Here is a 24610-nt window from a genome sequence, read left to right on the forward strand (position 1 = left end):
GGTCGAGCTCTGTCGCACGTGCGCAATCAACTGCTCCTCTGCGGTTATCAATTGATTTGCGGGGCAATGGTGTGCTTCATAAACGAAACGAACTACGCGATTGCTCCTATTATGCAAATTATTAGAAGCATTCATCAAAAACGGTTTGGTTCACCGTCCTAGCCATTTTTCGATGAAACTCCACAACGCATCCTCGGTGGAATATGGAACGTTGAAACGAAACCAGTCGCTTGCGGCATCGCCGGGACGGAAATACGATCCCGGCGCAAGCCAGATTCCATCTTCCAGCGCATGTGTCGCCAGATCAATTGCGTGCTCGGGCTCGACCGGCAACCTTGCCCACAGGAACAAGCCCGCGCGCGGCTTGCAAAACACCTCGAGCCCGAGCCCATCCATGCGCTCCTCGACGCGCATATGCGCGTCTTTCAACTTCTCCGTCACAGCATCCACGTGCCGCGCGTAGCGTCCTTCGGTCAGCACCTTTTCAACGATCCGCTCTGTCGCCGCCGATGAAGTCAGCCCCACCGCCATCTTCGTGCGTGCCAGTTCGCGCAACACATCGCGTTCGGCGACCACGTAACCGCAGCGCAATGCCGGCGTGATCGTCTTTGAAAATCCGCCGACGTAAAGCACGCGCTTCAACCCTTCCATTGCGGCCAGAAGCGGTGCGCCGGGCGGCACGAGTTCGCGGCTGACATCGTCTTCGACCACCCACAGGTCATGCCGCTCGGCGATCTGCAGCAGGCGAAACGCCGCCGCCATGCCAAAGGTCGCGCCAGTGGGATTTTGCAGCGTCGTGTTGAGAAAAATGGCCTTGGGATCGTGTTCAAGAACGAGCCGCTCGAGCACGTCGGTATCGATACCCGCCGGCGTGCGCGGCACGCCCAATACAACCAGCCCGGCGAGCCGCAGGATCTGCAGCAGATTGCAATAACCCGGATCTTCGACCACGACCTTGTCGCCGGAACGCAGCAGCGTGCGCACGATCAGGTCGAGCGCCTGCGTGGCGCCCGCCGTCAACAACACGTTTGCGGCGGGGTCCGCCGGCAGACCATGGCGATCGAGTTGCTCGGCAATGCGCTCGCGCAGCGGCGCAAAGCCGTACGGATGCCCGTAGTCCGCCATGCGCGCGGCGGGCACCCGGCTCACCGAGCGCAACGCATGGTGCAGCCCGCTTTCGTTGACCCACTCGTTCGGAAGCCAGCCGCAACCGGCCTTGATCGGCACGGAATGGTCCGCGAATACGTCCGATAACAACCACGTCGCGGTCAGGCTCGGCGGTTGCCACGCCACGCTGCGCCTGGGGGCGGCCGCCGCACGCGCGGCCACGCGATACCCCGAGCCGCGCCGCGCGACCACGAGTCCCATCGACACAAGCCGTCCATATGCTTCGGTTACCGTGAACGTGCTCAGCCGCTCGGTCTGCGCAAGCTGACGCACCGACGGGAGCAACGCGCCGGCGCGCAGCGCCTGCTGTTCGATAGCGCTGGAAAACGCCGTTACAAGCTGCTCGACCAGCGTCGCCTGCGCGCGATCGCGGTCCAGTTGAAGTTCGATCATGAATCGCCGAAAAGAGGATGATCAGGGAGGTGACCGGTCGGATCAGTGTGCAGCACGCGCGGCCCGATCACCAATACAGTTTTCAGCATTCTGCCAGCACAGTTCTTCGCGCGACAGGACAACTGTCTATGCCGCAGGTTTTTATCGAGGACTACATTGCGTGTTCTAACAGGAGATTTCACATGACTTCGCGCCCCGTCATCGACGACCTTTCGTCGTTCTGGATGCCCTTTACCGCCAACCGGCAATTCAAAGCTGCGCCGCGCCTGATCGAAGGCGCCAAGGGCATGTATTACAAAGCGACCGATGGCCGCGAGGTCCTGGACGGGTGCGCCGGTCTCTGGTGCGTGAACGCCGGCCATTGCCGCGATGAAATCGTCGCCGCCATCCAGCAGCAGGCCGCTACGCTCGATTTCGCGCCGACGTTCCAGATGGGCCATCCGCTCGCGTTCGAGGCGGCCACGAAGGTCGCGGCGATCATGCCTGAAGGCCTCGACCGTATCTTCTTCACGAACTCGGGTTCCGAATCCGTCGATACCGCGCTGAAGATCGCGCTCGCCTATCACCGCGCGCGCGGCGAAGGTCAGCGCACGAAGCTGATCGGCCGCGAACGCGGTTACCACGGCGTGGGTTTCGGCGGCATTTCAGTTGGCGGGATCGGACCGAATCGCAAGACGTTCTCGGGCGCATTGCTGCCGGGCGTCGACCATCTGCCGCATACGCATGCGCCCGATCACAACGCGTTTTCGAAAGGACAGCCCGCGTGGGGCGCGCATCTCGCCGAGGAGCTCGAACGCATCGTCGCGCTGCACGATGCATCGACGATCGCGGCGGTGATCGTGGAACCGCTGGCGGGATCGACCGGTGTGCTGGTCCCACCGCAAGGTTATCTGCAGAAGCTGCGGGAAATTTGCACGAAGCACGGCATCCTGCTGATATTCGATGAAGTCATCACCGGCTTCGGCCGTCTTGGTAAGGCGACCGCCGCTGAATTCTTCGGCGTGACGCCGGACCTGATGACGCTCGCGAAGGCCATCAACAACGCCAGCATTCCAATGGGCGCGGTTGCCGCGCATCGCAACGTGCATGACACCGTAATCAATGCGGGCGCCGTGAATGGCATCGAGTTGTTCCACGGCTATACGTATTCGGCGCACCCGATGGCCGCCGCCGCTGCCATCGCCACGCTCGACCTGTATGCGCGCGATCAGTTGTTCGAGCGCGCGGCGTCGAAGGCGGCGAAGTTCGAATCGGCGGCTCACGCACTGCGCGACGCACCGCACGTGAAGGACATCCGCAACCTTGGGCTGGTCGCGGGTATAGAACTGGAACCACGCGATGACGCTCCGGGTGCGCGTGCGTACGAAGCGTTCGTGAAGTGTTTCGAAGCGGGCGTTCTGGTGCGTTACACCGGCGATATCCTCGCGTTCTCGCCGCCGCTGATCATTGAAGACAACCAGATCGATCAGATTTTCAGCACGGTTCGCAAGGTGCTCGAAACGGTCAAGTAACGCCGTCGGCAGCAAAAAAGGCCGTTCCAGCGTCAGTTGGAACGGCCTTCTTGCATCTGGCAACGCATGCGTTCACCACGCTCTAACGTGCATGCCTCGCCGCGCTTGCCTTGGAAGAAGCGGCTTTGCGCCGCGTGGCCCAGCCTTTTTTCGCCGATGCCGACCGGTCAGCCGCCGAGCGCCGGCTCGCGCTTGCGTGCGTTTGCCTTGACAACGCTGTATGCGACGCGGCCTTCGTGCTTTCACGCTTGAGCACGCGCGTGGACGTGGCCGAACGTTTCGCCTTCGACTCCGTACTCGCACTACGTTTGGTTTTATGCTGACCCGCTTCGGAATCCTTCGCAGCTTTCTTGCGCGTGGGTTCGGACGTCGCACCCTTCTTCGGCGCTTTCACCCCAACTCCCGATCTGCGTGCCTCCGACAAGCCGATGGCGATTGCCTGCTTCGCCGACTTGGCTCCGTGCTTGCCTTCGCGCACGTGATCGATCTGCTCTTTTACAAACGCACCAGCCTGCGTGCTCGACGACTTACCCGCGCGTTTGGCAGCGTGCGCGCGTTCGATGGTTTTCTTCTCCGGCATGATGCATCTCCTTTGAAAGAGGGTCGTTGGTCTGACAGGAAAAGCGTTGCAATGCCTATGCCAACGCCTTGGCTGAACCACCGCGAGGATTGGCCGCACTTCGCAATGTAAGCATTATGTTAGATTGACCATTCCTCAATCTGATTCGATAAGGACAGCCAATGTTGAAGAAAACAGGTATTGCCGCAGTTGCGGTCCTCGCGCTCGCAGCAAGTAGCGCGGGGTTTGCGCGTGACCAGCCGGGCGCGGACTGGATATCGAAGGATGCGGCCATCTCGAAGGTCAAGGCTCTGGGTCATGACGCGGTACGCCTGGAAGCCGACGACGGACGCTGGGAAGGCGAAGCCACGAAACAAGGCCAGTTCTACGACATCCACGTAGATCCCCATTCCGGCGCGCTGACAAGAAACGAACTGAAGCGTTAAGTTCGTGTAGGAATTACAGGGCAGCACGCGCTGCCCTCACCCTTGCAAGGACTCTCGGTACAGGGCAACGATCGAAAGCAATGAAGCAGCGCAATTCTTGTTAATGTGACGGTCGAATCCGCTCAAGCCCATTCATTGCTCATGACATCACTCCCCCTGCGCGCCGCAACCCCCGACGATTTCAACGCGCCGTCCGAAGAAGTCGCGCGCCGCCTGATCGGGGCGATCCTGAGCGTCGATGGCGTGGGCGGCAGGATCGTGGAAACGGAAGCCTATGATCGCGAGGATCCGGCATCGCATAGTTTTTCCGGCCCCACGCCGCGCAATGCGGTGATGTTCGGGCCGCCCGCGCATGCCTACGTGTACCGGTCGTATGGGATTCACTGGTGCCTGAACTTTGTCTGCCGCGAAGCGGGACACGGCGCGGGAGTGCTGATCCGCGCAATCGAACCGCTGACCGGACTCGACGCCATGCGGCAACGGCGCGGCCTCGAACCGCTGAAACTGCTTTGCTCCGGACCGGGCCGTGTGGCGCAGGCGCTCGGCATCACGCACAAGAACAACGGAATGTCGCTGCTCGAGGCGCCGTTTGACATCGATATGCCCGATGAAGATTATCGGGTCGCAACCGGACCGCGGATTGGCATTTCCAAGGCGATGGACGTGCCCTGGCGCTTTGGCCTCGCCGGGTCGAAGTTCTTCAGCAAGCCCTTTCCAAATGATGCCGGCGATTCCTTCGCCAAAAAGTAAAAGGGCTGCCAAACCTCGGCAGCCCAAATCGTTCTTATTGATTTTTTTAAAGTAACAGCAGCGCTTCGGCAATCACCCCGTCAGAAACGGTCCTCGGGACTGCCGGCAACGCTCCCGTCAAGCAGCCTGTGCAATCAGGCTTTCTGTGCGCGGCTGTAGCATCGCCGCGTTTTCGAGCGCCGTCGGTTCCGGCACTTCATTGGTCGAAACAACACTCAACTCCACCAGCGCGGTCTGCTCGCTCGCCTGTTTGGCGGCCGCCGCTTTTTTGGTCTTCCCCGCGCGTGACGGCGGCTGGCAGGCCCCGCACACCACGTTTTCTTGCAAATCATGTTTGTGCGCAATGAACTTTCCAGTGCAGCGGCAGCATTTGGTGAGCTGCAGCATGCCTGCATCGAAAAAGCGCACAAGGGTCCAGGCCCGCGTTAAATCGAGTACCGCCTCGACATCGCTATTCCTGCAATGTTCGAGATACAGCCGATACCCCTTGGTCAGGGCATCGAGGTGCGAGCAACCCGCTTCCTTTTTCAGGAACACATAGGTGTTGTAGAAGAGCGAAGCATGGATGTTCGCAAGCCACGTCATATACCAGTCCGCCGAGAAAGGCAGCATGCCCTTAGGTGGCGAAACACCCTTCACCTCGCGATACAACCGGATCATCCGGTCGCGCGACAGTGTCAGTTCACTTTCGAGCACTTGCATCCGCGCCCCGAGTTCGATCAAGGCGATCGCGCGGAAAACTTCTTGTGCGTCTTCGGTGAGGCTTTTCTTAAGCATGGCGCTCTCGTGCTTAGACGAACTGTTCTGCTGGCTGACCGGCCAGCAGGATGGCTGCATGCGTCGGCGCAATATCCGCATGCTTCGCGGGCGCCGTCAGTGCTGCCAGCATGGTGTGATCGTTGAAGCGGAAGAAACACAGCAACTGGTCTGAAGACGCCAGCTTTACGACCTGTGCGAGCGTGAGCCCAGACAGAAGGTCGGCAAGTTCCTTAGACAACCCGAGTCGAAACATCCCGATTGCGCGGTCGTCACGCAGCATGCGCTGCGCAAGCATGATGTACGACAAGTTGATTTCTCGAATCGAGTCCAGCGTTTCGCGACCGTTCATGATGTTCCTGCGTTCGATATAAACCCCGAGCACCGTGCCGGATTTTTTACCGGCTTTCTTTTTTGCCTAGCCAAACGTTTGTTCTGTCGGGCTACATTCAACTTGTTTCAGTCCGTTACATCTTGTAACAACACTGTGAAACGGATTGTAAGTAGCGCGGATCGGGAAATCAAGCTCATCTCAATAATAAATTTCCATAAAACAACAGTTGGTATCGGTAAGTTTTTCTGAAGTTTGTAACAGGGAAAAATGACCACGTTGCGCCGTTGTTTTTGTACGCCGTCTTTTGCCAGATAATTTGCTTGTCGCTTGATTTTACAAAGGAAAAAACGGACGCCACATTGATTCGGTTGACACGCTTTCACAATTAACAGGTTTAAGTTTAGCGAACAGTTGTTACAACTTTCCTTTGGATTGGCGAATACGCCACAAGGAAAACCCGCATTGGCGCTCTGTCATTTTCCTTTCATTCTTTTGTGTCAAATCATCAGAAAAAAATTCCCATAGGCGGCCAAGACGAACTTGTTACGACAGGTTTGTAACAGCCCGAACGGCATCTTTCGGAACGGTTATTGGATGACGCGAACCGCTGGCGGGTGCGATTTAGCTGAATAGCGCTCAAGTTAACGCGTTAATTTCACACGTTGGCGCGAACGCCCGATGCGTCCGCGTTGTTGAAACAATTGCCACTATTCAACGTCGAGGCACGCCGTCGCGCCATTCGCCCCAATGCGTGACAATGTCCTGCACCAACGGATTCCCAGCCCGATAAAGATTTTCGATAGCCGGCGCGAAACCACCCTGCGCGGCGTAGTTCAGTAGATTGTCGGAGGCGGATTGCCCTTCATACGGCCTGTCGAAGTCCGATCCCGTCCGCACAGCGGCCACGCGGTTCAAATCCACTTTGTGGGCGCTCGCCGCGCGCTTCAACGCTTCGTACGTCGCGTTGTCCTCTTGCTGCGTGGTGCAATACACGCCTTTGCCATCGGGCAGTTGTTTTGTCCAGTCCCGCGCCCGCTCGCCAATATATTTTCCCGACCACCACGTGTCTCCGGCAAGGGTGTCGCACTGGATCACCTTCGGCGGCTGGTTGGCTGGCGCGTAGCCGAACTTCGCACGGGCGGCCTGTGCTTCGGCGCCGTCGGAGAGCGCAACGTTCCTCGATAACGCATACGCCACATCGGCCAGCGCCGGGTTCAACTGAAATACCTCGGTCTTGTAGTCGAGCGGCAGTTTCTCGCCGGGGCTCTTTGTATTGATGCCGAGATAACCGCTCGGCCAGCTATCAGGTTTTTCGCGGGCATCGACTTCCCACTGGATACCGAAGTCGACGAGATATTTCGCCCACGCAGCCGACCCGACCGTTCCACGAATCGGATCGATGCCAGCAATGCCCGCGATCATGAAATACGTGCGGCGCAGATCGAATTTATCGGAGAAGGTGAGCGCCATCAGCGACGCCGCCGCGTTCGCGTGCCCCATGCCTGTCGTCATCACGCAGATTTCCTGCCTGTTGCAATGCACGACCGGATAGTCCGGCGAGAGACCAGGCACGCTGACCGTCTTCCAGGGACCCAGTTTGTCGAGCCATACCTGGCCTTCGGGACCGAACATGGAGATGATCATGACCTTTACGTTCTGGCCCGAGTGGCTACTGCCGCGAAAGTCATCGGCGTCCTGTGCAAAGGTTGACGCGCACGCACTGAAGGCGAGCGTCGCGGCCACCGCGGTCAGGCTCGGAAAGTGTTTGAACATGCGGGCGCGAAAAGACACTGAATCAGGCGAGGAGCGGACAATTGATTTCATCTGGGCGGCACCGTAAGTGGAAGTGGAAACACAAGGTGAAACGCGAGGTGAATCATGCACTGAAGCACGAACCGGCAGAACAATGTAAGGATCGTGCTGAGCGCATTATAGAAGCGGCTCATGCGCGAAAATCAACAGAAACAATGCCGGCGATGTTCCGCGAATACCTTCCATCGGCGCCCCGCTGATGTCTGGTACGCACTACCCTGCCGGATATCCTCCACCCGTTTGAGGGTCTTTATGCACGACACCGCGGCTTCAAGAATGATCGATGCGTTCCATGCAAGCCATGTGGAAGAACGGCAAGACATCGAGATGTGGCTCGAGCCGAATGGCGACTGCGCCGTTGCGCTCGAAGCGCTGTGGTCGGAAGGGGAGCATCATCGCGGGCATGCGCGCGCGGCCATGGAGCGGCTGGTCGCGCTCGCTGACAGGCATGGCGTGATGCTGTCGCTGGTGCCGAGGCCATTGACGGCGAAAGGGCAAGGGTTAAAGGCCCTTTCGGCGGATCATGCAGCGCCGGATGGCGCGGCGCTCGAGGCGTTTTATGAGCGGCTTGGCTTCGAGCGATCGGGCGGCGAGTTCGAAGGCTCGCCCGTGCTGGTGCGTGCGCCCCGCTGACTGGTTTCGCCGGTTTCTTCGCTATCGACTGCGGCGTCGTTATACGGATCGGACCGCGGGGCATCGCGCCCCGTATGCTCTGAAGCCGGCGCAGGCGAGTTCAACACCTCAACGCCGTCGCCCGACTTCGCCTGCTCGGCCTGATCGCCTCGCGCGTTGTTGAAAATCACGAAGTTACGCTGCGGATTGGCAATCTCGATACCCTGCTGCGCAAAGCGATCCACAATGCGCCGGTTGAATTCGCGCTGCACGCCCCATCGCGCGGTATCGCGGCATTGGATCTGGCCCGCGAGCGTGACCGTCGAACCATCGACGGCGTCCACGCCCCAGAGGCTGAAGTCCGAGAGAATGCCGTCCTTGAATGCATCGTCGTCGCGCAAGGACGCGCCGATTTCCTTGAGCGTATCCGATGCCAGACCAATATCCTGGCCCATCGCAATGCTCACGCGCACGGCCGCATTGCCGATGCCGCGATTCGTGTTGTTCACGGTCGACACCGAGCTGAACGGCACGGTAAAGAGGGATCCGTCGCCGCCGCGCAGACGCACGGTTCGAATCGACAAATACTCCACCGTTCCCGAGACGCCCGCGAGCGTGACGGAGTCGCCGACCTGCATGGCGTTCTCCATCAGGAGGAAGATGCCGGTAATCAGGTCCTGCACGAGTTTTTGCGAACCGAAGCCGAGCGCCACGCCGAAGATACTCGCGCTCGCGAGCAAGGGGGCGGTGTTCACGCCGATCTCGCTCAGGCCGGTCATGACCACCACCATCGCGATCACGATGAAAAGCGCGGTGCGCATCATGGGCAGCAACGTTTGCAGGCGCGCCGCGCGCAAGCGGTCGCCGCTCGCGGTCCACCGTTCGAGCCGCTGTTCCACGAGCACATTCGCGCCTTCCCACACCACCACGGCGAATACTGCCGCAACGGCAATGGTGATCAGCGCCGATGCCAGCCGGTGACCGACGCCGCCCGACGAAAAGAGTGCGAATACATGCAGGCCCCAGACCTCCAGCAACGTGAGGACAAGGCCCACGATGATCAATGCCCGCAAGATGCTACGCAGCAGCGGATAGTAGCGATACGCATGCTGATGAGCGATCGACCTCGTTGCCTGATCCTGCGCCTCGGCCACCGCATGAAAGATCCTGCCGAGCGCGCCGAACACCACGATCGCGATCACGCGCGCGGCGACGATCACGAGCAGGGACACGCCCAGAAGATGGAACAGCGTCCGATAACCATTGCGCACATCGAGCGCCCAGACGAACCACAGCGCCATCACCAGGAACACGGCAATGACGGCCCACATGTCGGCGGCCCAGTTGCCGAGCAACACAAACGAACGGTGTCCGCGCATGCTATCGCGAATCCAGGCTGCAACCGGCGCACGGCACTTCAGGATCACAATGGCAACCAGCACGTGAGCGACCAGCGCGACCGCCTTGACGATCGAATCGTGAGCCACGTTGGTCAATCCCAGCGGCTCGGCGCCTTCGGCAAACGCAATGCCCGCGCCCGTGACCGAAACAATGGCGACCAGCCAGCGATGCGCGAAAGCCGCCGATTCATCGCTCATTTGAATCAGGCGCAGGCCCGGAGCACGCGGCGCAAAGAAGAACCCGCTTGCGATCACAATGCCGCGGCAAATCAGATAAACGTCGACCAGCGCGCCGACCGAACGGCCCTGAGGCGTGCCTTCATCGATAAAAATGGACATCAGCACAGCCGCCGCGATGGTGAAGACGACCAGCGGCAGCACGGCAAGCAAGCTGTGCAAAATGGCGCTCGGCAGGCGCTGCAACAAGGTCCAGTGACGCGCGGCGTGGCGCACGCCACGGGCGGTATCGGCCTTGCGTCCGGCAATTTCGATGGCAACCTCGTTACCCGAACGTTCCGCCACGGCTTCGGCCTGTGCAGCGGAGCGTTCGTCCTTCTTGAGCTCGGGCTGCGTGTCATCGACATCGACAATACCCCGCGCCGCGATGCGCGCACGCGGCCGGCGCACGAGCCGCGTGCTCAGGAATTCGAGCAGCAGCGCAGGCAACAGCGAAATGGCAATGGCCCAGAACACCTCGCCGACGAGTGCGCGCCCGCTTTCGGTTGCGGTGCGCTGGCGCCACCACTGGGTCACGGAACCGTAGTCGAGCAGCGCTGTCACCGACCGGCGCAAGCCACCGCTCATTTCCACCAGCCAGTTGCTGGCCTGATGGGTTATCTGCGACGCAAGCCCGTTGCTTGTCAGCGAATTCGCCAGCACGCCCGCAGCGCCCGATGCACCGCTCGCCGCCGAGGCCGCGGACGCTGCGGCAGCGCTCGCCGGCACTGCCTGCGCGGGCGTGGCGAGCGCGCCCGCGGCCGCGACGGCGCGTAGTGTGTCTTCGACCTGGCCGCGTCGCGCGGGATCGTTGAGCACGGCGAGCGCGTTGCGCGCCTGTTCCGGCGTCAAGGCAACCGATGACGCCGACGACGCGCTGGCAGGCGATTTGGCTGCAGCGGAACCGGACGCCGCAATTGCAGGGGAAACAAACGCGCTGTTCAGGACAAACGCGAAAAGAAAGGAAGCGGAGAGAACAATTTTGCGCATAGGCGGGGACGAGGAACTCTGTTAGGGATTCCGCAACGGATGCGCTCGGCCACGAGCACGATTGGGACTGCGGTCATCACTGTACAAGCTGGAATGCTTCGTGCATGAAAGGTCTGATCAAAACCACCGGACCTCACGCATGCGCGTCCAGACCCAGCAAATTTTCAGGATTTCTACGGCCGCCGTGCTTGCCGCGGCCGGACTGCTGATAGCACTTCTCGCGCCCGGGCGGGCTTTCGCCGCAAGGACTTCCACCACGGAACGGGTTTCCAGGTCCAACACGCCCCTGGCGGCATCGGTCACACAGCCTGTCGATATCATGACAACGGACGAAGGCACCACACAACTTCCGGCGAGCGGCAATACCGAATTGCCCGCCACGCCCGATACTCCCCGACCACATCACGACCGGCCACCGGCACATTTGCCCTGACGCCCGACGTCACGCGTTCGGCAATCCTGGCTTGCAGTCAGTTTAGTGGAACGCGTCAGGACCGGCTGTGGCTTTGCCGTCCGGCACGCGCGCAACATCCGGCTCGAAAAATACCCAGCGCGCTTCCGGAAATGTACGCTGCAGATCCTCTTCAATCACGTTGATTGCGTCGACCATTGCGCGTCCGCTTTCGTATTCCACCATCTCCGCCTGCACCGCGACCACGATCTGCTTGCCCCACTGCAGCGTAATCAGGTTGAGCACGCGAACGATTTCCGGACGCGCCCGCAAATGCGCATCGATAGCCCGGCGCACTTCCGGACTTGCCGATTCGCCAACGATCATCGACTTCACTTCGCGCGCCACCAGGTACGCGATCACCATCAGCAATACACCCACGCCGATGGAACCGGCGGCATCGTAAGCAGAGTTGCCGGTGATCATGGTCATCAGCACGGCGCAGAACGCGATGGCAAGACCCGCGAGCGCCGCAACGTCCTCGCCGGTCACCACGATCAATTCCGATTCGCGCGTTTCCCGGAACCATCGCCAGAGCGATTTGTTGCCGGATGTCTTGCGGATTTCTTTCAACGCGCCGGACAACGAAAACGCTTCGAGCACCACGGAAATGCCGAGCACGACCAGCGCGACGATTGGATTCGTGACCGGTTCGTGCACCGCGATCCGGTGCACGCCTTCATAAACCGAGAACGCACCGCCGACAAAAAACAGCAGCAACGCAACCAGCATGGAATAGAAGTAAATCTCGCGGCCGGAACCGAGCGGATGCAATACGTCGGCGGGCGCCTGCGAGCGCTTCAGGCCAAACAGCAGCAGGAGTTGATTGCCGCAGTCGGCGGTCGAATGAATCGCCTCCGCGAACATGGAACCTGAACCTGTAAACGCCGCCGCGCCGAACTTGCACACGGCAATGCCGAAGTTGGCGGCGAGCGCATAAAAGATGGCCTTCGGCGATTCTTCTTTCATCGGGCTCCCGGTGAATGTTCAAGCATGGTGGAATCGTTGATTCAGACCACTTCGACGCGGCTCTCGCCATCGACCATTTCACCGATTACCGCCGCTTCGTCAAAGCCGTCCGCGCGGAAAATGGCGAGGACTTCGTCGACCGCTTCGGGCGCGCACGAAACCAACAGGCCGCCCGAAGTCTGCGGATCGGTAAGCAGGGCCTGTGCCACATCGTGTAATGACGACGCAAGCACGATGTCCTTGCCATAAGCCGCCCAGTTGCGTCCCGATGCACCCGTGATGACGCCCGCTTTGGCAAATGCCTCGACGCCGGGCAGCCACGGCAGATCGTTGAAACGGATCCGCGCGGTCAGTCTCGCGCCTCGGCTGAGTTCGAGCGCGTGGCCGAGCAGGCCGAAGCCGGTCACGTCCGTCAACGCATGCACGCCGTCGAGCGCGGCGAGCTCCGCGCCCGGACGGTTCAGCTTGGTCGTGGCGGCGATCATGGCGGCGTAACCAGCGGTATCGAGTTGATCCTTTTTCAGGGCTGCCGACAAAACCCCCACGCCCAGCGGCTTGCCGAGAATCAGTACGTCGCCCGCACGCGCGGCCGCGTTGCGTTTCACGCGCTTCGGATGCACCAGCCCGATTGCAGCCAGACCATAGATAGGCTCGACCGAATCGATGGAATGGCCGCCCGCCACCGGAATGCCCGCTTCGGCGCAAATGGATTCGCCGCCCTTGAGCACCGCCGCGATTACATCGTGCGGCAAGACGTTGATCGGCATGCCAACGAGCGCAAGCGCGAGGATAGGTTTGCCGCCCATGGCGTAGACGTCGGAAAGCGCATTGGTCGCGGCGATGCGGCCGAAATCGTACGGGTCGTCGACGATCGGCATGAAAAAGTCGGTGGTCGCGACGATCGCCTGTTCGTCATTCAACCGGTACACCGCCGCGTCGTCGGCGGTGTCGTTGCCTACCAGCAAATCGGGGAACAGCGCCATTGGCGTGCTGCGCTTGAGCAGGTCGGCGAGCAGGCCCGGCGCGATCTTGCAGCCGCAACCGCCGCCGTGGGAAAGGCTAGTCAGGCGGGGCGACGGATTGGAATTCAGCTTGATTTCGGTCATTCGGAGAGTCCGGCTAAGTGGCGTGCGAACGACATTATGGTGCGTGTTGACGATTGGCGGGAACGCGGATTCGACCTGAAATCATCCTACTTCGCGTTTACCTTCACTTATAAAAAACATTTTCATATGTGAAAATTGCCGTGCAAATTGAATGGCATATCTCGTTCGATGCAACCTGACAACGTGAAAGGAGCAGCAATGGTCAAGCGGGTCGAAGGCAAGAATGTGGTGGTGACGGCGGCTGGAAACGGTATTGGACGGGCCTCGGCGCTCATGCTGGCGGCTGAAGGCGCGACGGTCTGGGCCACGGATATCAATGAAGAAGCGCTCGCCGATCTCGCGCGTGACGCGGGCGAAGGTTCGACCTTGCGCACTGCGCGCCTGAACGTTCTGGACGCCGCCGATATCACCGGGTTCGCCGCGAAGACGGGGCCCATCGACGTGCTGTTCAACTGCGCCGGCTACGTGGCCGACGGCAACATTTTGAAATGCGACGACAAGGACTGGGATTTCAGCTTCGATCTGAACGTCAAGGCCATGTACCGGACTATCCGCGCGTATTTGCCGGGCATGCTGGACGCGGGCAAGGGCGCGTCGATCATCAACATGGCGTCGGCGGCGTCGAGCGTGAAAGGCGTGCCGAACCGCTTTGCGTACGGCGCGTCGAAGGCGGCGGTGATTGGCCTCACGAAATCCGTCGCCGCCGATTTCGTCGGCCAGGCGATCCGGTGCAACGCAATCTGTCCGGGGACCATCGAGTCGCCGTCGCTGCGTGGCCGTATCGCGACGCAGGCCGCGGCTTCCAATGTGGACGAAGAAAAAGTGCGCGCGGCGTTTGTCGCGCGCCAGCCCATCGGGCGCGTTGGGCGTGCCGAGGAAGTCGCGGCGCTGGTCACCTACCTCGCCTCCGACGAATCCGCCTTCACCACTGGCACGATCCACATGATCGACGGCGGCTGGTCGAACTGAGCCGCGAGCCTGTCTGCGCGCGTGTCTGAATAACAACACAACAATCACACCTGTCAGGAGAGCGCCCATGCCGGGATCTATTCCACTCGCCGGAAGCGCGGACCACGCGAGCGCGCTCGAAGAAAACGCGTACCGGAAAGCCGTGTGGCGGATCGTGCCGCTGCTGATCGTCTGCTTCATCTTCGCGTACTTCGACCGCGTCAACATCAGCTTCGCCAAGCTCCAGATGCAGGGCGATCTCGGCCTGTCCAACGCCGCCTACGGATTCGGCGCGAGCATCTTCTTCGTGGGCTATTTCATCTTCGAGATCCCGAGCAACCTGATACTCAGCCGCGTCGGCGCGCGCGTCTGGATTGCGCGGATCATGATCTCGTGGGGCATTGCATCGGCCGCGATGATGTTCGTTAAATCGGAGACGTGGTTCTATGTGCTGCGCTTCGTGATCGGCGCGACGGAAGCCGGGTTCCTGCCAGGCATCATCCTGTACTTCACGTACTGGTTTCCGGCCAAGCGGCGCGCGCGGATCAACGCGCTTTTCATGACATCGATATCGATTTCCGGCGTGATCGGCGGCCCGTTGTCGGGCTTCATCATGACGCGCTTCGCGGGCGCACTCGGACTCGCCGGATGGCAATGGCTGTTCCTGCTCGAAGGCCTGCCGACGGCGCTGCTCGGCCTCCTCGTGCTCGCGATTCTCGATGACCGCATCGGCCACGCGAAGTGGCTGAGCGCCGAGGAAAAGGCCGTGCTGCAGGCGAATATCGATCGTGAAGACAAAGGCACTTCGCACAAATTCGCCGATGCAATGCGCCAGCCCGGCACCCTGCTGCTTTCGCTCATTTATCTCTTCATGCTGATGGGCCTGTACGGCCTCACGTTCTGGATGCCGCAACTCATCAAGAACACAGGCATTACAAGTCCGATGAGCATCGGCCTCCTGACCGCGATTCCCTACGCGGCCGCGGGTATCGGCATGGTTGCGCTGGGGAAAAGCTCGGACCGCAGCGGCGAGCGCCGCTGGCATCTCGGGCTGGCGGTGGCCGTGGGCGGTATCGGCTACGCGTTGAGCGCGTACTTTGCGCACGACACCACGCTTGCCATGATCTCGCTCGTGATCGCCTCCGTGGGTGCGATCGGCTGCCTGCCCGTGTTCTGGACCTTGCCGCCCGCGTTTCTCAGCGGCACGGCGGCGGCGGGCGGCATTGCGCTGATCAACTCCATTGGCAACCTGGGCGGCATCATCAGCCCGTATCTGGTCGGCAAGGTGGTGGATATCACCGGCGCCACGTCGGGCGGTCTCTACGCCATTGCCGCCGTGCTGATCCTCGCCGCGCTGCTGATCCTGTTTGGCTTGCCCGCGCGTATTGCCAACCGGGATCGGGCGCTTTGAGTTCATTCAATTTTTGATCGCCATGAATACCGTCCTGAAGCCATCCAAGAACACATCCGCCGATACCGCCGAAAGCCCGCGTTACGCGGCCCCCGCGCTCGAAAAAGGACTCGATATCCTCGATGTCCTGGTCGATACCGCCGAAGGCTATACGCTCAACGAACTCTCGGTGAAACTCGGCCGCACCGTCAGCGAGATTTTTCGCATGGTCGTGACGCTGGAGCGGCGTGGTTATGTACAAGGCGACCACAACGACCGCTATACGCTCACGCTCAAGCTCTTTGAAATGGCGCACAGGCAGCAGCCCATCCGCTCGCTGACCGCCATGGCGCTGCCGTTGCTGCGCGACCTTGCGAACGTCACGCGGCAGTCGTGCCATTTATCGATTTATCACAGCGGACGCGTGGCGGTGATCGCGCAGGTGGACAGCCCCGAGCGATGGTCGTTCGGCCTGAAGGTCGGCGCGGTCATGGGGCTCACCGATACCTCGTCGGGCCACGTGCTGATGGCGTTCCGCGACCCGGAAGAGCGCGAGCGCATGCTCGCCGCGCATACGCGCGTGGAGGGCGAGAACGACGTGGAGCCGGCGGCGCTGCTTGCCCTGCTCGATGAAATCCGTGCCGCCGGTCACGAGATCGTGCCCAGCCGGCAAATGCGCGGCGTGACGAATGTCGCGTTCCCGGTAATAGGCAGCAACGGCGATGCGATCGCCGCGGTGAACGTGCCTTATCTTGAACGCATCGATCAAAAACTCAACCCGGAATTCGACGACGTATGCCGGATGGTCGGAGACATGGCGTCGCGGCTGTCGGGTTTGATGGGCTTTAGCGGATACAACCTCGACGGGCAATGAGCGCATCCGCTTTTAAGCGATTGCAGGGTAAAAAATAAAATAAATCGTTCGCGCCTTGTCTGGATTTAATCGCGTTGACGAAAAAAATCGCCCTCCGTATAAAAGTCGTACCCAGCAACCCTTGCCCCGGTGGCGACATCATGAGAACGACGAAAATATCCATATGCCTGCCGACGTGCAACCGGCCCGAGTTGCTGATGGAGTCGCTCGCGTCGTGCCTTGCACAGACGCACGAGAACATCGAGATATTGATTGGCGACGATTCGTCGGATCACCGCACGCAGGCGCTGATCGATTCGACCTATCTGCATGAATCGCGCGTGATCTACGTGAGAAACGAGCCCGCGCTCGGGCAGGCCGATAACATTGCCAGCCTCTTCGAACGCGCGACCGGCGACAAGATCCTGCTGATACACGACGACGACGCACTCAAGACCGACTGCATAGAACGCTTGCTGTCGGCGTGGAATATCTACCCGGATCTTGAGATCGCGTTCGGCGATCAATATCAGATGGACGACAAGGGCGTGGTCGACATTGAAGCCAGCCGCAAGCTCAACACGGACTACCATCGCACGGACGCGGTGGCTGGACTGCAGCCCGATCCGGGCCGAACCGGCCTGATTCAAATGATGCCCAATAACGGCTGGCTCGCGAACGCGGACCTGGTCAAGAAAATCAGCTATAGAAAGCAATACGGCATTGGCTGCGAGTATGTGTTCGGCGCGCAGATCTGCATTGCAGCCAGGCAGGTTTATTACCTCAAGGAATACGTTTCGTTCTACCGCAAGACGGATGTATCGATGTCAAGAACCACCGCGCGGTCAACCACCGCGGCAGCCGTGCTTGCCTATGACTTCCTCAAGTCATTGACATTGGACCGGAGCCTCGAGCCGGCGCGCAGACTCGCGCTCAAGCGCATCGTGCCGATTGTCGTGTCTGTTTATGCGCGCAATCATCAACCGGCACCGGCGCTTGGCATCGCGCTTTCGCATTTGTACGCCTATAACTACGGACTTAACAAACGTCTTTATTTCCATTTGATGCTGGTTCTGAAAGGACTGACGGCTACGGGAAATCTCAAGAGCAGCACGCAAAACGGTTGAGACGTTCTCAACGCGTTTCGTCTTTGGATCGCGCGTCCCGAGCTAATCCGTTTGCAAACCCGCAAGTGCGTCACGCTTGAGCTTTTTCGCAAGCGACCACTTGTGTACTTCCGTGGGACCGTCGTAAATGCGGAACGCGCGGATCTCGCGAAACACTTGCTCCACGATCGTATCCCGCGACACGCCCGTGCCACCCATGACCTGCACGCAGCGATCGGCGACGCGAAACAGCGCGTCGGCCACCGCGACTTTCGCCATCGAACTCTCCGATGTTCCGAGCGACCCGCCATCGAGCACGGCTGCACACCAGTCGATCATCAATTCCGCCTGCTGCAGGTCGATCGCGTTCTCGGCCAGCATGAAACCAACGCCTTCGTGATCGATCAGCAATTTGCCGAATGCCTGGCGCGTACACGCGTATTGCGTCGCGATCTCGTGCGCGCGCGTGGCCGCCCCATGCCAGCGCATGCAATGCGACAGACGTGCCGGAGACAGGCGTACCTGTGCATACTTGAACCCCTCATGGACTTCGCCCAATACCTGATCGTCCGGGACGCGCAGCCCCTCGATACGCACGACCGCGTGGCCGCCCGGCATGGAACTGTCGATGGTGTCGAGAATGCGTTCAAGACGTATGGCCGGATTCGGAAGGTCGACCAGGAACATGGTGGCCTTCACCTTGTCGCCGTAATCGCCCGCGTTGCTGCGCGCCATCACAATGCCGACCGATGCGCCTTCTGCACCCGTGATGAACGCCTTTGTTCCATCGATGATCCAGTGGTTTCCATCGCGACGGGCGGAAGTCTTGAGCATTGATGGATCGGAGCCTGCGCCGCCATCGGCCGCTGGCTCGGTCATGAAGAACGCCGAGCGCGCATCGCCCGCAACCAGCGGCGCCAGGAAGCGCGCCTTCTGCGCGTCGGTGCCTATCTTCCCGATCAGGAGCATGTTGCCTTCGTCAGGGGCGGCTGTGTTCACCGCTACGGGCCCAAGCGGCGACAAGCCTGAACATTTGAGGACCGTTGCTGTTTCCAGTTGCGTGAGATGGCCGCCGCCGGCCAGGATGTGCGGCGTGAGAACGCCCGCGGCACGCGCCTTGCCGCGCAGTTCGCGCACGAGTTCCTCGCTCGGTCCATGGCTGCCGCAGCGTGCGTCCCGTTCGTACGGAACGACGACTGTGCGTACAAAAGCTTCAACACGCGATGCAATTTCGCGGGCGCGTTCCGTCCGTACAACTTCCATGCTGCTCATGAGTATTCCTCTTTTCAAGCTCGATGATCCGGGACCGCATGACGTGGGCTGTTTCAATGATGCCCTAATGCCACGCACTTGAACCATAGTGACAAGCACGGTGTCGAAGCGCTTTTTTGCATTGGGATTGCACGTCCGGCGTCCTCGATGAGCGTCCGCTTTGCCGCGTCAAACCCGCCGCGTTCAATGCAACGCCGGTGAATCGTAATCCCCTCTTTCTGCCCCTCCGGAAATTTTCATCGCATCTGTACATGGCACGAATATCCACGTGCGGCGTATAGTTTGTTCACCGTGCAACGCGGCGCGTCGGCCTTGAGCAGCTCACGCGGCCAGGTTCAATGTCCATGGAGAATCGAGAATGACGTCAGTCAATACGTCCGTGTTATTTCGCAACGGCTCGCTGCTGGACCCAACGCAGGCCGAGCTTCTCACCGGCCACGAGGTGCTCGTGGAAAACGGATTGATCAAGGAAGTCTCCGATCAACCCATCAAATCGAATAGCGCGCGCGTGATCGATCTGAAAGGCCGCACGCTGATGCCGGGGTTGATCGACTTGCATGTTCACGTCATTGCCGTGGAGTTCAACCTGCCGCGGGTCGCGACGCTGCCCAACGTCCTCGTTACGCTGCGCGCCGTGCCGCTGATGCGCGCCATGCTGCGGCGAGGCTTCACCACGATCCGCGATGCAGGCGGCGCAGGCTACCCGTTCAAACAGGCGGTCGAGGCAGGACTTGCGGAAGGTCCGCGCATGTTCGTGTCCGGCCGCGCGCTGAGCCAGACAGGCGGTCACGGCGACATGCGCACGCGCACGGACTACATGCCGCCCGACGCGCCGTGCGGCTGTTGCGTGCGTGTTGGCGCACTCGGGCGCGTGGCGGATGGCGTCGACGAAGTGCGCCGCGCGGTGCGCGAAGAATTGCAGATGGGCGCGGACCAGATCAAGATCATGGCCTCGGGCGGCGTGGCGTCGCCAACCGATCCCGTCGGCGCATGGGGTTACTCCGAAGACGAGATCCGCGCAATCGTCGCCGAGGCACGCGGCCGCCAGACCTACGTGCTCGCGCATGCTTACACGCCCGAGGCTATTTCCCGCGCCGTGCGGTGCGGTGTGCGAACCATCGAGCATGGCAATCTTATCGATGAGAAAACCGCGCAGATCATTGTGGAACACGATGCGTTCGTGGTGCCCACGCTCGTCACCTATGAAGCGCTCGCAAGCGTGGGCGGCCAGTACGGCTTGCCCGAGGCGAGCCTCGCGAAAGTGGCCGATGTCCATCAGGCTGGCTTGCGGTCGCTTGAAATCATGAAGCGTGCGGGCGTGCGCATGGGATTCGGCACGGATCTGCTTGGCGAAGCGCAGCACATGCAAAGCGATGAATTCCGGCTGCGCGCCGAGGTTCTTTCGCCAGCGGAAGCAATAGCAAGCGCCACGCTGGTCGGCGCGGAAGTGCTCGGCATGAACGGCAAGCTTGGCCGCATCACGCCGGGTGCATTCGCCGACGTGCTTGTGGTCAACGGCGATCCGCTGAAGTCCGTCGATTGCCTGCTGGGCCAGGGCGAGCACATTCCATTCGTGATGAAAGGCGGTCATATCCATTTCGACGAACTCGAACGCGCCTGATTCAAAACCCTTGGCACGAACCCAAAACCCAACCGCACTTCTGCCAGTGAGGGCATGCAAGCATGTCGACGATTTCCGCCCGTATCGAGCGTATGCCGTTCTCATCGTTTCATCGCAGGCTGCTCCTGATGGGCGGTCTCGGCTACACGTTCGACGCCATGGACGCGGCTGTTCTCGCGTTCCTGCTGCCGGTCTTGCGCAAGGAGTGGGCGCTCTCCAGCGTGCAAACCGGCGTGCTCGGCAGCGGCACGTTCATCGGCTATTTTCTGGGTGCGATGCTGGCCGGAATTCTCGGCGACCTGATCGGCCGCAAGCGCGTGATGATGTATGCGCTCGTGATCTATTGCATTGCGTCGCTCGCGAGCGCCGTTGCGCACGACTGGCCGTTTTTCCTCGCGACGCGGATTGTCGCCGGACTGGGCACGGGCGCGGAAAGCGCGATCGTGGCGCCGTTCTTGTCGGAGTTCGTGGCGCGGCGGTATCGCGGTGCGTTTACCGGCAGCCTCGCGGGCTTCTTCTCGTTCGGTTTCGTGGCGGCTGCGTTGCTCGGTTATCTCGTGATTCCCCTTTCGCCCAATGCATGGCGCTGGGTAATGGTGATCACGGCAATGCCTATTGTGATGTTGCTCTGGTGGCGGCGCGCGTTGCCCGAGTCGCCGCGCTGGCTCGTCGCGCGCGGACGACATGACGAAGCCGAGGCGATCGTGGCACGAGCGGAAGCCGAGTTGACGGCCGCGGGTGTCGAACTCGAGCCGCTGCCCGAAACCGATCCGGCCGCCGATCCCGCCGTACCCATCGCCGCGCAACGCGCATCCGCGCTCGCGAACGTAAAGGCGCTATGGTCGCGCAAGCTCGCGCGCATCACGGCCATGACGTGGCTCATGTGGCTCTCGATCACCTTCAGCTACTACGCATTCTTCACATGGATTCCAAGTTTGCTCGTGCAGAACGGCATGACGATCACGCGCAGCTTCTCGTATTCGCTGGTGATCTATATCGCGCAGATTCCGGGGTATTTTTCCGGCGCGTGGCTCAATGAGAAAATCGGACGGCAAGCAACGATCGCCTCGTACATGGTTCTTGGCGGCATCTCGGCGCTGGGCCTCGCGCTTACGCGAAGCGATGCCGGCATCATGGCGTCCGGCGTGCTGTTATCGTTCTTCATGAACGGCACATACGCGGGCGTCTATGCCTATACGCCGGAAGTGTTCCCCACCGACGTGCGCGCGACGGGCGCGGGCATGGCCTCGTCCATCGGACGGCTTGGGGCGATCGCGGCGCCGATCCTGGTCGGCTATGTGTATCCCATCCTCGGCTTCGGCGGCGTGTTCGGCGCAACAACATTTGTGCTGGGAGTCGGCGCACTGGCAGTCGTGCTGATGGGCGTGCAAACGCGTGGCCGTTCGCTCGAAGACATCGCGGCCGCACAATTGCGTGGTTAGCGCGGCACGTTCCTGCGCTCTTGGGACCGTTCTTCAGCAAGTGGCCCCGCTATCAAGCCAGGCCTATTTTTAGATGGATGAATCCCCGCTTTAATACTGCGACTCATAGGATGGCCTTGAGCGCGATTGGACTTAGCATTGGCGTTTATACAAACCCTCTCCCGGCGTCTTACACTGATCCCAAGCTCATTGCGCACGCCGGGCCGCACAATCAAAGGACTTTCTCATGGCGCTCGTTCTCGAACGGAAGGAACTGATCTGTTCCAAGAATTTCATCGATGGGCAATGGCTTGCCGCTTCAAGCGGTGAGCGCTTCGCCGTCACCGATCCGGCAACGGGCGAACGCATTACCGAAGTCGCGGACAGCGGTCCCGACGATGCGCACGCGGCCACGGACGCCGCGGCGCGCGCGCTGCCCGCGTGGCGCGACTTGCTGCCCAAGGAACGCGCCGCCATTCTCCACAAGTGGAACGCGCTGATGCTCGCGCATCAGGACGACCTGGGAGCGCTCATCTCGCTCGAACAAGGCAAGCCGTTGGCAGAAGGCCAGGGCGAAGTCGCGTATGGCGCGTCCTATGTCGCATGGTTCGCCGACGAAGCCACGCGCATCTATGGCGACATCATTCCGCAGCAGCAACGCGGCAAGCGCATGACGGCCGTGAAGGAACCCATTGGCATTGTCGCCGCGATCACGCCATGGAACTTCCCGCTTGCCATGATCGCGCGCAAGATTGCGCCGGCGCTGGCCGCCGGATGCACGGTCGTGGCCAAGCCCGCTGAAGATACGCCGTTGACAGCGCTGGCGCTCGCGCTGCTGGCGCACGAGGCAGGCGTGCCGCCGGGCGTGTTGAACGTGATCACGGCATCGCGAGAAAAAGCCGTGCCCGCGGTCGGCGACTGGCTCGAAGATGCCCGCGTGCGCAAGATCACGTTCACGGGCTCGACGCCCGTTGGAAAATACCTCGCGCGAGAATCCGCGAATACGCTGAAGAAGCTGTCGCTTGAACTCGGCGGCAATGCGCCGTTTATTGTCTTCGATGACGCCGATCTCGACGCCGCCGTCGCCGGCCTGCTCGCGGCGAAGTTCCGCAATGGCGGACAAACGTGCGTATGTCCGAATCGTGTCTATGTGCAGTCGGGCGTCTATGCAAAGTTTGCTGAACTGCTGAGTCAACGCGTCGGACAACTCAAGGTCGCGCCGGCTTCTGATCCGTCCGCGCAGATCGGCCCGATGATCAATTCCCGCGCACTCGACAAGATCGCACGTCACGTTGACGATGCAACGTCACACGGCGCGCGCATTCTCGCCGGCGGCAAGCGCCTGCCTGAACTCGGGCCCAATTATTTCGCGCCGACCGTTATTTCGGATGCGACAGCGGACATGCTGCTGTGTTCAGAAGAGACCTTTGGTCCCGTCGTCCCGCTCTTTCGTTTTGAGGACGAAGCCGAAGCAGTCAAGGCCGCTAACGACACACCGTTCGGGCTCGCATCGTATTTTTATAGCCAGGACGTAAAGCGGATCGACCGCGTGTCGCGTGCATTGGAAGCGGGTATTGTCGGCGTCAACGAAGGCGCCCTTGCGAGCGAAGCCGCGCCGTTTGGCGGCGTCAAGGAATCGGGATATGGCCGCGAAGGCTCGAAGTACGGCCTCGATGACTACCTCTCGATCAAGTACGTTTGCCAGGGCGGACTGGACTGATGCGTTCGGCATGAGCGCCGGTTTGCGCACGCGATAAAATACCCGGAGTTCCCAACCGGCAAGGATCATTGTGAAACTCACCGACTACAAGGCGCTCACGTTCGACTGCTACGGCACGCTCATCGACTGGGAAAGCGGAATCATGAAGGGCTTGCAGCCGCTGATCGAGCGCGCGAGCCACCCGCTTACCCGCGACGCCGCACTCGAAGCACACGCGCGCCACGAATCGTCGCAACAGCTTTATACGCCCGCAATGCGGTATCGCGACCTGCTTCCCATTGTGTACAAGCGGATCGCCGAGGAATGGAATGTCCCCGTGACACGCGAAGAGTGCGTCACTTACGGGCAGTCTGTTCAACACTGGCCCGCGTTCGAAGACTCGGCACAATCGCTGCAATACCTGAAGCAGCATTTCAAGCTGGTGATTCTGTCCAACGTCGACAACGAAAGCTTCGCCCATAGCAATGCAAAGCTCGATGTCACGTTCGACGCCGTGATTACCGCCGAGGACGTGGGTTCGTACAAGCCGTCGCCACGCAATTTCGAGTACATGCTGGACAAGCTCAGCGGGATGGAAATTCAAAAGAACGCCATTCTTCATACTGCGGAAAGCCTGTTTCATGACCACAAGCCAGCGAATACGTTTGGACTGGCGTCGTGCTGGATTTATCGGCGGCATGCGCAGCAGGGCTTTGGGGCAACGATGAATCCAGGCGAACAGCCTCAAGTCGATTTCAAGTTCAAAAGCATGGCGGAGCTAGCACAGGCGCATCGCGAAGCACTGGCCAAGGCTTGAAGTGGTTTTAG

General features: G+C 60.7%; 22 protein-coding genes. 13 read left to right on the forward strand and 9 right to left on the reverse strand.

The window, feature by feature from the left end; all coding sequences use genetic code 11:
• Nucleotides 1–150: 150 nt before the first annotated feature.
• Nucleotides 151–1560: a PLP-dependent aminotransferase family protein gene (locus tag ACRWA7_RS11710; protein ID WP_438391167.1), complete on the reverse strand. Its 1410-nt coding sequence runs from the start codon at nt 1558–1560 to the stop codon at nt 151–153.
• 182 nt (nt 1561–1742) lie between these two features.
• Here ACRWA7_RS11710 and ACRWA7_RS11715 point away from each other — a divergent pair, with 182 nt between their 5' ends.
• Entirely contained in the window at nt 1743–3071 is a 1329-nt protein-coding gene (locus ACRWA7_RS11715) for an aspartate aminotransferase family protein (RefSeq protein ID WP_438391168.1), read from the forward strand.
• Nucleotides 3072–3153: 82 nt separating this feature from the next.
• Here ACRWA7_RS11715 and ACRWA7_RS11720 read toward each other — a convergent pair whose 3' ends face one another.
• Nucleotides 3154–3651: a DUF6496 domain-containing protein gene (locus ACRWA7_RS11720; RefSeq protein ID WP_438391169.1), complete on the reverse strand. Its 498-nt coding sequence runs from the start codon at nt 3649–3651 to the stop codon at nt 3154–3156.
• A 161-nt stretch (nt 3652–3812) separates the two neighbouring features.
• Here ACRWA7_RS11720 and ACRWA7_RS11725 point away from each other — a divergent pair, with 161 nt between their 5' ends.
• Both ACRWA7_RS11725 and ACRWA7_RS11730 read left to right on the forward strand, forming a co-directional pair.
• Nucleotides 3813–4076: a PepSY domain-containing protein gene (locus tag ACRWA7_RS11725; RefSeq protein ID WP_438391170.1), complete on the forward strand. Its 264-nt coding sequence runs from the start codon at nt 3813–3815 to the stop codon at nt 4074–4076.
• 141 nt (nt 4077–4217) lie between these two features.
• The gene (locus ACRWA7_RS11730) at nt 4218–4826 is read left to right on the forward strand and encodes a DNA-3-methyladenine glycosylase (RefSeq protein ID WP_438391172.1); all 609 of its coding nucleotides are present in this window, start codon (nt 4218–4220) and stop codon (nt 4824–4826) included.
• A gap of 117 nt (nt 4827–4943) precedes the next feature.
• Here the strand turns inward: ACRWA7_RS11730 and flhC are convergent, their stop codons facing one another.
• From flhC to ACRWA7_RS11745, 3 genes are all read right to left on the reverse strand, one after another.
• Complete coding sequence (gene flhC, locus ACRWA7_RS11735; protein ID WP_060818581.1) at nt 4944–5603, reverse strand: flagellar transcriptional regulator FlhC; 660 nt, start codon at nt 5601–5603, stop codon at nt 4944–4946.
• Between the two features lie 13 nt (nt 5604–5616).
• A complete protein-coding gene (gene flhD / locus ACRWA7_RS11740; protein WP_060818580.1) occupies nt 5617–5934 on the reverse strand; it encodes a flagellar transcriptional regulator FlhD in 318 nt (105 codons plus the stop codon).
• A gap of 693 nt (nt 5935–6627) precedes the next feature.
• Nucleotides 6628–7689 carry a purine-nucleoside phosphorylase gene (locus tag ACRWA7_RS11745; RefSeq protein ID WP_438391173.1) on the reverse strand — a complete coding sequence of 354 codons (1062 nt, stop codon included), beginning with the start codon at nt 7687–7689 and terminating at the stop codon, nt 6628–6630.
• A gap of 291 nt (nt 7690–7980) precedes the next feature.
• Here ACRWA7_RS11745 and ACRWA7_RS11750 point away from each other — a divergent pair, with 291 nt between their 5' ends.
• The gene (locus tag ACRWA7_RS11750) at nt 7981–8361 is read left to right on the forward strand and encodes a hypothetical protein (RefSeq protein WP_438391174.1); all 381 of its coding nucleotides are present in this window, start codon (nt 7981–7983) and stop codon (nt 8359–8361) included.
• Here the strand turns inward: ACRWA7_RS11750 and ACRWA7_RS11755 are convergent.
• Nucleotides 8286–10946, reverse strand: a complete 2661-nt coding sequence (locus ACRWA7_RS11755) for a mechanosensitive ion channel domain-containing protein (RefSeq protein ID WP_438391175.1) — start codon at nt 10944–10946, stop codon at nt 8286–8288. The genes ACRWA7_RS11750 and ACRWA7_RS11755 overlap by 76 nt on opposite strands.
• 139 nt (nt 10947–11085) lie before the next feature.
• Here ACRWA7_RS11755 and ACRWA7_RS11760 point away from each other — a divergent pair, with 139 nt between their 5' ends.
• Entirely contained in the window at nt 11086–11379 is a 294-nt protein-coding gene (locus ACRWA7_RS11760; RefSeq protein WP_060818576.1) for a hypothetical protein, read from the forward strand.
• A 42-nt stretch (nt 11380–11421) separates the two neighbouring features.
• On the opposite strand, the gene ACRWA7_RS11765 is transcribed toward ACRWA7_RS11760, so the two are convergent.
• Nucleotides 11422–12366: a cation diffusion facilitator family transporter gene (locus tag ACRWA7_RS11765; RefSeq protein WP_438391176.1), complete on the reverse strand. Its 945-nt coding sequence runs from the start codon at nt 12364–12366 to the stop codon at nt 11422–11424.
• 41 nt (nt 12367–12407) lie between these two features.
• The gene (selD, locus tag ACRWA7_RS11770) at nt 12408–13472 is read right to left on the reverse strand and encodes a selenide, water dikinase SelD (protein WP_438391177.1); all 1065 of its coding nucleotides are present in this window, start codon (nt 13470–13472) and stop codon (nt 12408–12410) included.
• A 198-nt stretch (nt 13473–13670) separates the two neighbouring features.
• On the opposite strand from selD, the gene ACRWA7_RS11775 reads away from it, so the two are divergent.
• The 4 genes from ACRWA7_RS11775 to ACRWA7_RS11790 all read left to right on the forward strand — a co-directional run bounded on the left by ACRWA7_RS11775 (nt 13671) and on the right by ACRWA7_RS11790 (nt 17790).
• Nucleotides 13671–14441 (forward strand): SDR family oxidoreductase, encoded by a 771-nt coding sequence (locus ACRWA7_RS11775; RefSeq protein ID WP_438391178.1) that lies wholly within the window; start codon nt 13671–13673, stop codon nt 14439–14441.
• 67 nt (nt 14442–14508) lie between these two features.
• The gene (locus ACRWA7_RS11780; protein WP_438391179.1) at nt 14509–15831 is read left to right on the forward strand and encodes an MFS transporter; all 1323 of its coding nucleotides are present in this window, start codon (nt 14509–14511) and stop codon (nt 15829–15831) included.
• A 22-nt stretch (nt 15832–15853) separates the two neighbouring features.
• A complete protein-coding gene (locus ACRWA7_RS11785; RefSeq protein ID WP_438391180.1) occupies nt 15854–16684 on the forward strand; it encodes an IclR family transcriptional regulator in 831 nt (276 codons plus the stop codon).
• Between the two features lie 140 nt (nt 16685–16824).
• Nucleotides 16825–17790 (forward strand): glycosyltransferase family 2 protein, encoded by a 966-nt coding sequence (locus tag ACRWA7_RS11790; protein ID WP_438391181.1) that lies wholly within the window; start codon nt 16825–16827, stop codon nt 17788–17790.
• Nucleotides 17791–17832: 42 nt separating this feature from the next.
• Here the strand turns inward: ACRWA7_RS11790 and ACRWA7_RS11795 are convergent, their stop codons facing one another.
• Nucleotides 17833–19032 carry an acyl-CoA dehydrogenase family protein gene (locus ACRWA7_RS11795; protein WP_438392764.1) on the reverse strand — a complete coding sequence of 400 codons (1200 nt, stop codon included), beginning with the start codon at nt 19030–19032 and terminating at the stop codon, nt 17833–17835.
• Nucleotides 19033–19399: 367 nt separating this feature from the next.
• Here ACRWA7_RS11795 and ACRWA7_RS11800 point away from each other — a divergent pair, with 367 nt between their 5' ends.
• The 4 genes from ACRWA7_RS11800 (at nt 19400) to ACRWA7_RS11815 (ending at nt 24599) form a co-directional block, all read left to right on the forward strand.
• A complete protein-coding gene (locus ACRWA7_RS11800; protein ID WP_438391182.1) occupies nt 19400–20662 on the forward strand; it encodes an amidohydrolase family protein in 1263 nt (420 codons plus the stop codon).
• 62 nt (nt 20663–20724) lie between these two features.
• Complete coding sequence (locus ACRWA7_RS11805; RefSeq protein WP_060818568.1) at nt 20725–22104, forward strand: MFS transporter; 1380 nt, start codon at nt 20725–20727, stop codon at nt 22102–22104.
• 226 nt (nt 22105–22330) lie between these two features.
• Entirely contained in the window at nt 22331–23803 is a 1473-nt protein-coding gene (locus tag ACRWA7_RS11810; protein WP_438391183.1) for an NAD-dependent succinate-semialdehyde dehydrogenase, read from the forward strand.
• A gap of 70 nt (nt 23804–23873) precedes the next feature.
• Nucleotides 23874–24599: a haloacid dehalogenase type II gene (locus ACRWA7_RS11815; RefSeq protein WP_438391184.1), complete on the forward strand. Its 726-nt coding sequence runs from the start codon at nt 23874–23876 to the stop codon at nt 24597–24599.
• Nucleotides 24600–24610: the final 11 nt, after the last annotated feature.

Source organism: Caballeronia sp. DA-9 (assembly GCF_051615025.1).
GTDB lineage: Bacteria > Pseudomonadota > Gammaproteobacteria > Burkholderiales > Burkholderiaceae > Caballeronia > Caballeronia sordidicola.